Consider the following 12,032-nt stretch of genomic DNA (forward strand, 5'->3'; position numbering starts at 1 on the left):
GGGGAAAATGGAGGCATATAATTGAGAAAAGTTTTATTAATACTCATATTGGGGGTACTAATTTTAACCTCTTCACCGGCAATGGCGGGAGGTGGAAAAACAGATGCACAGCAAATTGCAAATTTAAATTTTACTGATAAGGTGGTTTATTTCCTTGACCATACAGGCGACCCGGCAGAAGGGAACTGGATCACTATGGGATGCCCGAATGAGGGTACCAGGATTAAACTTCCAAAACCGATAAAACTCACATATAACGGTCCGAAACATGAAGAGTACGGTGGAGTATCCGGGACCCTGAATAAGGAAGAAACTGAAAGTTATACAATAACATATCCTTCAACTTCTTCTTATACCACGCACCCGATATTTATTTCGGGCGAGAACGTGACCCTGTCATTCCACGGAGAGTCCGGCCTTAAAGGAAGCGTGGATGTCTATCTGTTTAAAATCACATCAGAACGTGCATACAGGCTTTTTGATTCTTTCCAGGCAGGAGATATTGGAAACATAAATACTCTCTTTGAAGACAGCGTAGAAGGAGAATACGAAAAATACTCAGTTATACTTGATAACTGCAGTGACATAACAGACTATGACCTTGGGAAGCTTGATGCAGGCCAGTACTGCGTGGTTATGGTCCAGCAGAACCAGGATAAAAGCCTGACAGTCTTTTCTTCAACAGCCTTTGTGGTTGCGGAATATAAGATGTGTGTTACATCTCCTTCCTGTATAGTAAAAGGAAATGACATGGATATAACCATGTCACTGGAAGGAGCTTCCGGCAACAATTACACCTACGGGGCAGTACTCATAAAAGAGCAGGCATACAAAGCAAACATAGAAATCAACTCCAATGGTACAAAAGCTGGAACTTCAGTTATAGTCAATGAAGTGGACCTTATAGAAGAATTTGATATTAACTCCTCAAATTATAAATCAAAATTAACCAGAAATAATCTTCAGACAGAAATCCAGACTCTTATAGGGGAAGGAAAAGGTACGATAGCAATAGGAGAGTCCGGACAGAATAAACTATCACTTACCACATTCGATCTGCCTGTAGGCTGCTATTATCTTCTTGTGGGAGCATACAGCCCTGAAAAGGGACTTGTAGGGCTTTCTCAAAAAGAAATAGAGATAAAATCAAAAGGAAGCTCAAACGGTGGCGGAGGTTCCGGAGGAAAAGGAGGAAGTGGTGGAGGAGCAGGCGGTTCCCCTGAGCCTGCTAAAAACGTTAAAGCAAAGGAGCTCTGCCAGCAGTTTGTCTCAAACGGTAATAGAATAAAATTCGAATTCACAAAGGGAGCAACTCCTATCGTTTACATACAATTTGATGCCAAAAAGACTGCAGGTAAGATAACAACTATTGTCGAGGAACTGAAAGGAAGATCCTCACTTACCCCTGTAGACCCTGAAGGAGCTGTTTACAAATACCTGAATATCTGGGTAGGAAACGGCGGCTTTGCAAATTCAAACAATATCGAAAATGCTGTTGCAGGTTTTAAAATAAGCAAGGACTGGATAAATGAAAATAACATTAACATGGATACAATAGTCCTCCAGCATTTCGATGGGACTCAATGGGAATCTCTTAAAGCGGAAAAAGTAGGCGAAGATGATAAATATATATACTTCGAAGCCGAACCCCCGGGTTTCTCTCCATTTGCAATTACAGCCAGCAAGAACGTTATTGAGATTGGAGAAAAAACAGGAAATGAGGGCCAGTCTACCCCAGGAACAGAACAGCAGGATAATTCGGAGCTTGTTGTGGACTCTGACGAGCCTTCCAAAGAAAAAGGAAGCACACTGACAAGAATTGCTAGCTTTTTCGTAGGTTTCCTTATAATTATCCTGATAGGGGCATTTATTAAGGAAAGAATAGACAGGAATAGTGAAGATACAAATTCTGAAAACGAACAGGAACAGGAGAAATAATTTCTCCTGTTTAAATTCTATTTTTCAGATTTATTAAACAATAACGGCTTTATAATGATTCTATTTTTCGGATCTATTAATCAATAATGGTTTTATAATGATTCTTTTTTCGGAGTCAGTTTTTTTCACTTAAATAAGGCTTTTTAACCCTTCTTCCAGTTCGATCTCTCCTTTCCACCAGCCGGCTATTTTAGAAACGTCTGCTCGAGAGTCTCTAACATCTCCTGCCCTTAACTCAGAATGTAAGATCTTACTTGAGGAGCCGGTCAATTCGATAATGTTTTTGGCGAGCTCAAGAACTGTTACACTTTTTCCCATAGCGACGTTAAAGACCTGGCCATCTCCATGTTCAAGTGCTGCTACATTTGCCCTGACAACATCCTTAACATGGACAAAATCCCTGCTCTGAAGTCCGTCGCCATAAATGACAAGGTCTTTTCCTGCCTTTGCTCTTTCCAGGAAGATAGGGATCACTGCTGCATATGGAGACTTTGGGTCCTGGCGTGGCCCGTAGACATTGAAGTAGCGCAGGCAGGTAGTCCGGAGCCCGTGCTCTTCATAAAACATTTTTGCCAGGTATTCCCCGTCAAGTTTTGAGATTGCGTAAGGTGAAGCAGGTTCAGGATACATGCCCTCACTTTTAGGAAGCACAGGATTGTTTCCGTAAACTGCAGCCGAAGATGCTGTTACAAACTTTTCTACTCCTTCCCTGACGCATGCCTGCAGCACATTAAGTGTTCCGAGAGTGTTTATCCGGAAAGCCTCAACCGGCCTTTCACAGCTAAGCGGCACTGATACAAGGGCAGCCTCATTGAAAACGCAGTCCATACCTGAGATCGCCTTTTCAACCGCAGAGGGATCACAGATATCTCCCTGAATAAACCCGATATTTCTGTGCTGAGGGATGTTTCTGAAAAAACCTGTGGTGAGATTATCAAGGATCCTTACACTATGTCCTGCTTCAGCAAAATACTCAGCTATATGGGAGCCTATGAAACCTGCTCCTCCTGTGATCAGCACTTTCATGCATCGAAAAAGGGAAAGGTACAAAATAAAATTTTCTATAGAGGCTTGAAATCCTTCAGTAGGAAATATTTAATAAAGATGGAGAGATGATTATAATCAGGAGAAATTCTCCCTGGGGAGAAAATTTTTCATAGAAAGGTGCCTTATGAGTACTGGGGAATTAAGAAATTGGGAATCAGAGACTAGAATAGAATCCGGTAGTAACCATAGGTTTGGCACAGGGGCTCATCGGATAACTCCGGGAAGCTTGAAAGCTCTGGAAATATCAGTTTCGAGGTAGTGGCTTACCTGGCTTCTTTATTAAAAATTGCCCGGTTAAATGCTATAAACATAAGTGCATCAATAAATAAAAGAAGATTATCTTAATAGAAGATTGGAAGAAAGCTTACATAAGTATAAATTGTAGAAAGAGAGATACTAAATATTTTCGTAGTGATAAAAATGGCTGGAAACAGACGACCTCCTCTCGATCTGCTGATAGTAGCAGGTCTTGTAATTCTTACAGATATTTTCGTGCTTGTGCCTGCACTCAGCGAAAGCTTTCTACGCACAATCTTCGGACTTCTTCTGGTATTATTCCTCCCGGGATATGCCCTGACAGCAGTGCTTCTTCCTGCAAAAAAAGATCTGGAAGGAATCGAAAGAGCCCTGTTCTCCTTAGGTTTAAGCATTGCCATATCCCCTCTCATGGGGTTTGGAATGAACTTTACTTCCTGGGGAATCAGGGAAATTCCTGTGCTCACAGGCCTTTCGGTTTTTACTCTTGTCATGTGTGTAATGGGATATTACAGAAGAACCAGGCTGCCTGAAACTGAAGCTTTTGGAATTAAACTTGAAGACTCTATCTCAATTTTAAAAGCAGAGCTTTTCGAGGAATCCGGCTCCGGAACTGACAAAGCACTTGCAGCGTTACTGGCAATTTCCATACTGGCTTCTCTTGGCAGCCTTGCTTATGTCATAGGTAACCCCAGAGGAGAAGAAGCTTTTACCGAATTCTACATCCTGGGGCCTGATAGAGTGGCTGAGAATTACCCGACACAGTATACTCCCGGAAGTAGCGGCACAGTTGTTGCAGGGATTAAAAACCATGAGCATAGAACCGTAGATTATACGATGGAAATCAGACTTGAAAACCATTTGCTGCCTCTTCCAGAGAATCAGAAACACATCAGGCTTGATCATAATGAATCATGGGAAGAGCCAGTTACTTTTACTCCATCTGTTGAAGGGAAGAATATGAAACTGGAGTTTCTGCTTTTTAATGAAACCGAAAAAAATGTGCCTTACAGGAATACATATCTCTGGATTAATGTCACAAAGGAGACCTGAAGATGGCATCTCCAGAATATCCGTCTTCCGAGCTGGAAACAGGACGACTCTCTTTGCCGGAGCTTAAGAAAATGTTCAAAACGCAGAACAATGAAAAACATGGATTACTATACAAGTTGTTCTCCGCAGGAGTTCCTATTATTGCTATTGCTTTTGCCGAGTTGTTAATTTTAACCGGGAGGATAAAAGAAGCTGCAGCGGCCTATACCCTGCTTCTTGTCATTCTTTCATTTTCGATAATAGTCTCAAAAAATCTGGAGATACGTAAAGTTTATCAGGCACTTATACTACTTCCAATTCTTCGGCTGGTAAATCTCTCAATGCCTGTCTATTTTGAATCAGACCTCTACTCTTTCATATTCATGTACTTGCCCATGACAATTCCCATAACAATTATAGCCGTTCATCAGGAAATCCCGGGTGAAGGAAAAATGGCTTTACTCAAGAAAATGGGAATTTATCTACCCTTCTCTCTTCTTGCAGGTCTGATTTTCGCAGAAGCAGAGTATTCAATTGTCAAGACAGAACCATTTATTCCCGATCTTTCGCCTTTTAACCTGCTGCAGCTCATAATTATAATGATTTTTGTGGTTAGCCTGATAGAAGAAATCATCTTCAGAGGAGTTATCCAGACAAGGCTTGAAAAGTTCCTCGGACCTGCAGGAGGAGTTCTGCTCGCAAGTTTTCTTTTCGGGGTAATGCATTCAAGTTATGGCACTCCCTATGAGATAGCGTATACTTTTCTCGTAGGGGGCATAATCGGATATTTCTTTTACAGGACAAAGAGCCTTCCTCTAGTGGTAATGATTCACGGTTTTACAAACATATTTTTATTCGGACTGATACCTCACCTTGGTCCTGGCCTGGGACTAATATAAAGACTGTTATAAAGACTGTTATAAAGACTGTTATAAAGACCGTTCTAAAAAACTTTAAATTAGGAACAAAAGAGGACGAGTAATTTAGAAAATGATAATTGGAATTAAAACACGGAAAGAAATCCATGAAGCCTGATGAACTCAAACTGAAAAAAATTGAATTAAAACTTTTCTATTTACTCATTATATTTCTCCTTTTTTTCGGAACTGCGGTCTCTTCTGCAAATGCTAAAGTAATGGACTGGGAAGTAAAACCCGAAAATCCGGAAAAGGGAGACATGCTTATAATCAATGGCCTCGCCTCACCCGAAGAAGAAGTGGAAGTTTCGGTTTCTTTTGGAAAGACAGTCCCTGTTTACCTGAAAGAATACACTTACGAGTTCGAAAACATCGAGATCATTAATTTTAATAACCTTTTTACTATAAGGGCAGAAGGTGTGGAAAACCTTAAAGTGAAAATGAAAACCATTCTCTCAAAAACAGAGAGTACGTGGGCAAATGAAGGGATTGCTACCATATCATATTCCGGGGTTTCACCGGGAGCATATAAGGCCAGGGTAGAAGGTATAGCAGAAGATGGAGCTTCAGGCGTTAATCTAAAGGTAACAACAGTTCAAAAACTGAAAGCTGGAAAGGATGGAAAATTTAGTTATATTTATAGAACCGGATCAGTCCCTTCAGGAAAACTTGAGGTGAGAGTAGGGGATTCGGAAAGGGAGATTATATTTGATTCAAAAGAAAAAGCCCCTGCTTTGCAGGGCGCCTCAGCCTCATCCGAAGCTCAGATATCTGGAGAACCTGAAGATAGGGATGACTCCGAGCTGATATTACTTACAGGGGAAGGGTCCAGAGCCCGGGAATCAATGGACAGAGAGAGCGAGGAAAAACGGAGCATTTACCTGACTGAAAGTTCATGGGATGAGAACAACACCATAACTGCAACTGCCGGAGAAGTCCCTTCAAAAGAACCGGTGAAAGAACAGGAAAATCAGGAAGATGAAAATCAGGCCACTAATTTCTTATATTTGCTTGCCGGAGTCCTTGCCGGATCTGGATACCTGCTGCTGGTCAGGAGGAAAAAGTAAAAATAACGCTTTTCCTATCCCTGTCCCTGAAGATTATAAAATGCGGCTTTCTTTAATGGAAACTTAAATATTTCCTTAAGGAATTCAGGCAGTTTGGAGAAAAATTTATGGAAAGGCTTTCAGGCCGCTTCTGGGAAATTGATTGTTTACGGGGTCTAGCCGTAATTTTAATGCTTGCATATCACTTTCTTTATGATCTCGACTTTTTCAGGCTTGCCGATATTGAATTAAGATCCGGCATTTTTTATTTTATGGGCAGAAGTGCAGCTTTCCTTTTCATCCTTATATCCGGAACTGCCCTTTCTATCAGCCATTCAAGAGCTCTTGAAGGCAGGTCTTCAGAAAAGTCTCAGGAGAATTTTTATAAATACCTCAGGAGAGGAGTGAGACTTTTTTCGATGGGGCTTATTATTACAGGGATAACCTGGCTTTTCTTTCCTGGCCAGTATATCCTCTTCGGGATTCTGCATTTTTTCGGGTTATCAGCAGTGATTGCTTACCCTTTCCTGAAGTACGGGAAAGAAAACCTGTTCTTCGGACTTTTTTTTGGGATAATAGGCCTGTATCTCAGAGAAAGGACTTTTGATTTTTCCTTTCTTTTATGGCTGGGTTTGAGGCCCGAAGGCTTTGCAACTCTGGACTACTTCCCTCTCTTACCCTGGTTCGGAGTATTTCTGACAGGAATTTTCTTCGGGAACTCCCTTTATAAAGGTGGAATAAGGCAGTTCAAAATCCCTGTTTCCGATGAATTCCGACTTCAAAAACCTGTTTCCTGGATCGGAAAACATTCCCTATCAATATATTTTATCCATCAGCCTCTTTTCCTCGGGCTTTTGATCCTGGCGGGATTCCTTGATCCGGGAGTGCTGTAATGTATTTGAATAAAATTAATTGTCTCGAACAGGGCATATTAAGTCCAAGGAAACTGCAGTTTATATGCTTCTTAGCAAAAAAGAGATAATAAGAAAAACTAAACCTGTTAGTTTTATATACTATTTAGAATACCTGATTTTTTACGATAATTTAATATAACATTATCCATCCGTAATCTTGCTTGCCGATAATATTATCCGTATACAATAAAATTCATGTATAATATTATCACCTGTATTAAAATAATTCTATGACCTGTATTACAACAATATTTATGACCTGTATTACAATAATACTACGACCTGTATTACAATAATATTTATGACCTGTATCGCAATACTGAAAACCATATAGTGATGCGGGACTTCACCTCTCCTGAAAAATTAACTTGATTATCCGGGAATATAGTAAGAATCCTGGAGCATTACAGGAGAAGAAGTACGAAACTAAAAAATGTGGAGAAAAGAATGTATCTGGAAATTGCAATGCTCGCCTATATTGTAGTACTCTTCCTGACAATCAGGGATATCCGAATTTTTAAAAGAACAGGCTATATTTCTTACAGGAAAGGCGCCCTCAAGGGACTTGCAGCTTCTTCTCTGGTCCTTATAGGAGCAATTAGCATTGAAGTTAAACCTGAAATCGGACTGCTTATTGTTTTATTGGGCCTTTCGATTAACCGCAAAGGGACAAGAGAGCCCGTATTCACAAACGCAGGAACACTTGACCGCTTCCTTGGGAAAACTGACTATATAAAGAGCTGCAGGTTAAGAAAAAATCGTGAAAAGGCAGGAATTACTAGAAAATAAAAATAAGCAGAAGCCAGCGAAACCAAAATGGGAAGTTAGGGGAAGCAGCAGGAGAAAAATACTTACAGAAAAGGCAGGAGCGTTTCCAAAAATATTTTTTTCACCCCAAAACTTATAAATCTCAAGTTACCTATTAGTCGACAAAATCAGTATAATCAAATTTTTGTATCCAGTTTCCGCTAAATCATCATCGGAGATAGAAAAAATCCATATTATGGAAAAGAAAAAACCCATATTATGGAAATACTTCTTTTTCCGGCTTCATATTAATCAGAATTCACATGGAAACACGGTTGGAAGACCACAAAAACTTGAATAACTGGAATAGAAAAACAAAAATCCAAGAGGAGATACGATGGGAAATATAAGAGAAACAAACATCAAAAGAACCGCACTCAGCCTGATTGAAAACTACGGAAACGTTTTTACAAAAGACTTTGAGACCAACAAAGCTCTTGTGACAAAGTATACAACCATTGAGAGCAAAATAATTAGAAACAGGGTTGCAGGCTACGTCACAAGAAAAGTTGCACGCATGAAATTCTACTAAAATTTACTGAATAGATAAAGTACTAATTTCCGGGAAACAGGCAGGGATATCTATATGTTTGAAGGAGCAATGCCTGCCCTGATCACTCCTTTTGCCAGAGATGACAGGATTGACAGGGAAGGTTTACAAAGGAACATAGCGTTTGTTGAAGACGGAGGGGTTTCAGGAATCGTGCCCTGTGGCACAACCGGAGAATCGGCAACCCTTTCCGCAGCGGAACATGAAGAAGTAATAGACATTGCAGTGGAGTGTGCAAAAGTTCCCGTAATTGCAGGAACAGGTTCAAACAACACATGTGAGGCACTCCAGTTCACAAAACACGCAGCAGATGCTGGTGTTGATGGTGTACTTCTTATTTCTCCATACTACAATAAACCAAACTCTGCAGGTCTTCTTGCCCACTTTAAGAAAATCGCAGAGGCAGTAGATATCCCTATGATCCTCTACAATGTCCCATCCCGTACGGGACAGGACATGCCTGTAGACGTGATCACCAAACTTGCAAAAGTAGAAAACATCGTGGGAATCAAGGAAGCCAGTGGAAACGCAGCCAAGGTATCTCAGATCCTGGAGAATACCATAGATGATGATTTTGTTGTTCTCTCAGGCGAAGACGGACTGACTCTTCCAATCATCTCCATGGGAGGCAGGGGAGTCATTTCAGTTGCTGCAAACATTGTACCTGACAAAATGTCAGGAATGGTAAATGCAGCCCTTAAAGGAGACTACGAGACTGCAAGAAAGATCCATTTCGAGATAGCACCGCTGATCCGAGCCCTTTTCCTTGAAACAAATCCAATTCCTGTTAAGAAAGCTGCAGAACTTATCGGGCTTGCAAGCGGAAACCTGAGGCTCCCGTTAGCTCCGATTAGCAGCGCCAATCAGGAAAAGCTTGTAAATGAATTGAGGAAACTGGGGGTAATGGAATGATTAATGCAGCAGTACTCGGAGCCTGTGGCAGGATGGGCTCTTTGATTGTAGAAAATATCACATGTTCTACGGATATTCAGCTTGTAGCCGCATTTGACATAGGTAACATCGGAAAAGATGCAGGCGAATTTGCTCACGTGGGCAACCTGGGCATCCAGATCTCAGATGTCAAAGACCTGGAAACGGTCTTAAAAAAGACTCAGGCTGATGTCCTTATTGACTTTACTGCAGCAGGCGCAACTGTTGTAAACGCTCCCGTAGCAGCAAGATGCGGAGTAAATCTGATAATAGGCACTACAGGCATTACTTCGGAACAGCGCGCAGTAATTGATGAGGCTATCCGAAAAAACCAGGTCCGTGCAGTCATATCCCCTAATTATTCCGTAGGCGTTAACGTCTTTTTCAAGATAATCAGGGAAGCTGCAAAGTATCTTGCAGATTACGATATAGAGATCATAGAAGCCCATCACAACCAGAAAAAAGATGCTCCAAGCGGGACTGCTCTTCGCGCAGCTGATGTAATTAACGAGGCTCTGGGCGGCAAAGAGTACGTATACGGAAGAGAAGGAATTGCACCCCGTGGAAAAGAAATCGGCATTCACGCAGTGCGCGGCGGAGATATCACCGGAGACCACACCGTCCTCTTTGTAGGAAATTCCGAAAGGGTCGAGATCCATCATATGGCTCACTCCCGCCAGATCTTTGCCAAAGGCGCAGTTCGTGCAGCTGAATGGATCTGCGGGCAGAAGCCCGGGATTTATTCAATGGATGATGTGCTCGGGCTGTAAGAGCCTGTTAAAAATAATTAATTGTAAGTTGGCTGACCTTTGAAATTATTCAGGTCAGCATTGTTTCTTAACTAATATCACTATTTTTTACATAATTTTATCACTGTTTTTTGCACATTTTCTTCGCTGTTTTCTATCCAGGTTTTTTCTATCCAGGTTTCATTCCGTATTCATCTGGATTTTTTCAGGCGTTGGAGAATCCTTAAAAACATGCTTATATTTGCTGAGACAAACCTGAAATGTGCCTTAGACAGTCATTTCTCCCACAAGAAGAGGTTGACCTTCCGCATAATCAGAGTATAATTCCACGTGAACTGTGTTCCAGGGCTGGATATTTGTGCTATGTGTTTCCTTAAAACTGTTATCAAGTGTAAATTCGAATGTATAACCCTTACCTTCAAGCCCCGGAACAAGGAACCTGAAAGGTTTGGCATAATAGATTTCCTCTCCTGCTGAAAGTTCGTATGTTTTATCGAGTATGGAATTATTTTTTAAGTCGCAGACTTCTACTCTGAGCTCGTGAACTCCGACATCGTGGTTTCGGACGTAGAAAAGAGGAGTAGGAGGCCCGACCAGGATATAGGGAACAACTACAAACAGCGATACAAGTATCAGTACCAGAAGGGAAATCCAGAGCATTAGACTTCTTCGAAAGCTTCTCATAAAATTCAGCCTTATTGTTCAGTCTCATATCAAATTTGAATCAAAAGAAAAATCATAAATGTTATTTATATAGAAATCTTCTTCCTCCATTCAAAGAAACTTATCAATAACTGATACCCTGAGGACATCTCTGTAAACAGGGACAGGGACTATTATATTTCAACTGCCTCGCAGGTCTTTTTTTCCGGTCTCTGACCACATTTGTCTCTGAAACCCTTATCAGGTCAACTTAAGAGGGGATTCAGATTATATTCAAAAGTATTCAAGCCCAGACTGAGCTTTTCTGCAATTTCACCTGTTGACATGTTCGGTTTTCAGAAGCTGGAGGATTTGTATTGAAGTCGCACTGGAGAGAGCCTGCACCAGTTTTCTGAAGTCTTCAGAAAGAAACATAATTTCTAAATTTCCATTCAGAATTGTCTTCTTTCCATATAGAATGCCTCATTTAATTCCAAGATTGTATATTTTGCACCTAAATATATCACATATTTATATATTATCCGATTAATAATCTTACTTTAAAATCAAGTATAGCCTTTTCCAATATATATTTTATGGCTAGATCATCAAACAACCATGTAAAATACTACAAATTTTCTACCAGAGAGAAAAAAAATCTTCAAAGAAAAAGCTCAAAAAGTCAAGGATGTAGAAAGCTATAAATAGTCAACATAGAGATGTTTACTTATGTTCCTTCCGGAAGGTGAAAAACAGTTTGAATTCTGGGTCCTGCGCCGAAACGGGCTCCCGAATATTAATATCGCAAAACATTTCGGAGTCTCAAGGCAGGCAATCTCAAGAGCCCTCCTGAGTATGGATAAACGCATCGAAGAAACTCTTCTTGAGATGGCCAGGGCAAACAGGATAGAAGTAGAAAAGCTGGACGCAAAGAAAGGAATTCTCTTCGGCAGATCGATCCCTTTCAAAGCCAGCGCAATAATCTTTGTCTCTGCAAAACATGGGATGCAGGTATGGTATGAACACGAAGGAGAATGCGGTTCCTGTGATCGATACAGGGAATGCATCGAACTGCTCTGGGACTTTGCAGAAGAAATGCAGCTCAAACTTAAGAGTTCGGAAGATCCCACAAAGATTGCGGATGAGTTGTTTGGAAAATTGAAGGAATTGGTAGAACAGGCTTGAATTCACTCAGATGAAATTGA

General features: G+C 40.8%; 12 protein-coding genes. 10 read left to right on the top strand and 2 right to left on the bottom strand.

All coding sequences use genetic code 11. From position 1 onward, the window contains the following. Positions 1-48: 48 nt before the first annotated feature. Positions 49-1,938 carry a TIGR04279 domain-containing protein gene (locus RSJ42_RS15385; protein ID WP_410508139.1) on the top strand — a complete coding sequence of 630 codons (1,890 nt, stop codon included), beginning with the start codon at positions 49-51 and terminating at the stop codon, positions 1,936-1,938. A gap of 129 nt (positions 1,939-2,067) precedes the next feature. Here the strand turns inward: RSJ42_RS15385 and RSJ42_RS15390 are convergent, their stop codons facing one another. Next, positions 2,068-2,964 carry an NAD-dependent epimerase/dehydratase family protein gene (locus RSJ42_RS15390; RefSeq protein ID WP_410508140.1) on the bottom strand — a complete coding sequence of 299 codons (897 nt, stop codon included), beginning with the start codon at positions 2,962-2,964 and terminating at the stop codon, positions 2,068-2,070. 441 nt (positions 2,965-3,405) lie between these two features. Between RSJ42_RS15390 and RSJ42_RS15395 the strand changes: the two genes are divergently transcribed. The 8 genes from RSJ42_RS15395 to dapB all read left to right on the top strand — a co-directional run bounded on the left by RSJ42_RS15395 (position 3,406) and on the right by dapB (position 10,206). Then, positions 3,406-4,293: a DUF1616 domain-containing protein gene (locus RSJ42_RS15395; protein ID WP_410508141.1), complete on the top strand. Its 888-nt coding sequence runs from the start codon at positions 3,406-3,408 to the stop codon at positions 4,291-4,293. 2 nt (positions 4,294-4,295) lie between these two features. Continuing rightward, entirely contained in the window at positions 4,296-5,171 is an 876-nt protein-coding gene (locus tag RSJ42_RS15400; RefSeq protein ID WP_410508142.1) for a CPBP family intramembrane glutamic endopeptidase, read from the top strand. A 125-nt stretch (positions 5,172-5,296) separates the two neighbouring features. Further along, complete coding sequence (locus tag RSJ42_RS15405; RefSeq protein WP_410508143.1) at positions 5,297-6,256, top strand: hypothetical protein; 960 nt, start codon at positions 5,297-5,299, stop codon at positions 6,254-6,256. Between the two features lie 107 nt (positions 6,257-6,363). Then, entirely contained in the window at positions 6,364-7,128 is a 765-nt protein-coding gene (locus RSJ42_RS15410) for a heparan-alpha-glucosaminide N-acetyltransferase (RefSeq protein WP_410508144.1), read from the top strand. A 468-nt stretch (positions 7,129-7,596) separates the two neighbouring features. Then, positions 7,597-7,938 carry a hypothetical protein gene (locus tag RSJ42_RS15415; RefSeq protein ID WP_410508145.1) on the top strand — a complete coding sequence of 114 codons (342 nt, stop codon included), beginning with the start codon at positions 7,597-7,599 and terminating at the stop codon, positions 7,936-7,938. A gap of 355 nt (positions 7,939-8,293) precedes the next feature. Next, positions 8,294-8,488: a 30S ribosomal protein S17e gene (locus RSJ42_RS15420; protein ID WP_410508146.1), complete on the top strand. Its 195-nt coding sequence runs from the start codon at positions 8,294-8,296 to the stop codon at positions 8,486-8,488. A 54-nt stretch (positions 8,489-8,542) separates the two neighbouring features. After that, positions 8,543-9,418, top strand: a complete 876-nt coding sequence (dapA, locus tag RSJ42_RS15425; RefSeq protein WP_410508147.1) for a 4-hydroxy-tetrahydrodipicolinate synthase — start codon at positions 8,543-8,545, stop codon at positions 9,416-9,418. After that, positions 9,415-10,206, top strand: a complete 792-nt coding sequence (gene dapB, locus RSJ42_RS15430; protein ID WP_410508148.1) for a 4-hydroxy-tetrahydrodipicolinate reductase — start codon at positions 9,415-9,417, stop codon at positions 10,204-10,206. Before dapA ends, dapB begins: the two co-directional genes overlap by 4 nt. Positions 10,207-10,452: 246 nt before the next feature. On the opposite strand, the gene RSJ42_RS15435 is transcribed toward dapB, so the two are convergent. Beyond that, positions 10,453-10,845, bottom strand: coding sequence for a hypothetical protein (locus RSJ42_RS15435; protein ID WP_410508149.1), 393 nt, complete (start codon positions 10,843-10,845; stop codon positions 10,453-10,455). Between the two features lie 711 nt (positions 10,846-11,556). On the opposite strand from RSJ42_RS15435, the gene RSJ42_RS15440 reads away from it, so the two are divergent. Next, positions 11,557-12,012 carry a hypothetical protein gene (locus RSJ42_RS15440; protein WP_410508150.1) on the top strand — a complete coding sequence of 152 codons (456 nt, stop codon included), beginning with the start codon at positions 11,557-11,559 and terminating at the stop codon, positions 12,010-12,012. Positions 12,013-12,032: the final 20 nt, after the last annotated feature.

This window comes from Methanosarcina hadiensis (assembly GCF_046529725.1).
GTDB classification, from domain to species: Archaea; Halobacteriota; Methanosarcinia; order Methanosarcinales; family Methanosarcinaceae; genus Methanosarcina; species Methanosarcina hadiensis.

Bases quoted from the DNA above. Each gene is read 5' to 3' on its own strand.
- RSJ42_RS15390 (WP_410508140.1), bottom strand. From the start codon at position 2,964: ATGAAAGTGCTGATCACAGGAGGAGCAGGTTTCATAGGCTCCCATATA.
- RSJ42_RS15395 (WP_410508141.1), top strand. From the start codon at position 3,406: ATGGCTGGAAACAGACGACCTCCTCTCGATCTGCTGATAGTAGCAGGT.
- RSJ42_RS15400 (WP_410508142.1), top strand. From the start codon at position 4,296: ATGGCATCTCCAGAATATCCGTCTTCCGAGCTGGAAACAGGACGACTC.
- RSJ42_RS15405 (WP_410508143.1), top strand. From the start codon at position 5,297: ATGAAGCCTGATGAACTCAAACTGAAAAAAATTGAATTAAAACTTTTC.
- RSJ42_RS15410 (WP_410508144.1), top strand. From the start codon at position 6,364: ATGGAAAGGCTTTCAGGCCGCTTCTGGGAAATTGATTGTTTACGGGGT.
- RSJ42_RS15415 (WP_410508145.1), top strand. From the start codon at position 7,597: ATGTATCTGGAAATTGCAATGCTCGCCTATATTGTAGTACTCTTCCTG.
- RSJ42_RS15420 (WP_410508146.1), top strand. From the start codon at position 8,294: ATGGGAAATATAAGAGAAACAAACATCAAAAGAACCGCACTCAGCCTG.
- dapA (WP_410508147.1), top strand. From the start codon at position 8,543: ATGTTTGAAGGAGCAATGCCTGCCCTGATCACTCCTTTTGCCAGAGAT.
- dapB (WP_410508148.1), top strand. From the start codon at position 9,415: ATGATTAATGCAGCAGTACTCGGAGCCTGTGGCAGGATGGGCTCTTTG.
- RSJ42_RS15435 (WP_410508149.1), bottom strand. From the start codon at position 10,845: ATGCTCTGGATTTCCCTTCTGGTACTGATACTTGTATCGCTGTTTGTA.
- RSJ42_RS15440 (WP_410508150.1), top strand. From the start codon at position 11,557: ATGTTCCTTCCGGAAGGTGAAAAACAGTTTGAATTCTGGGTCCTGCGC.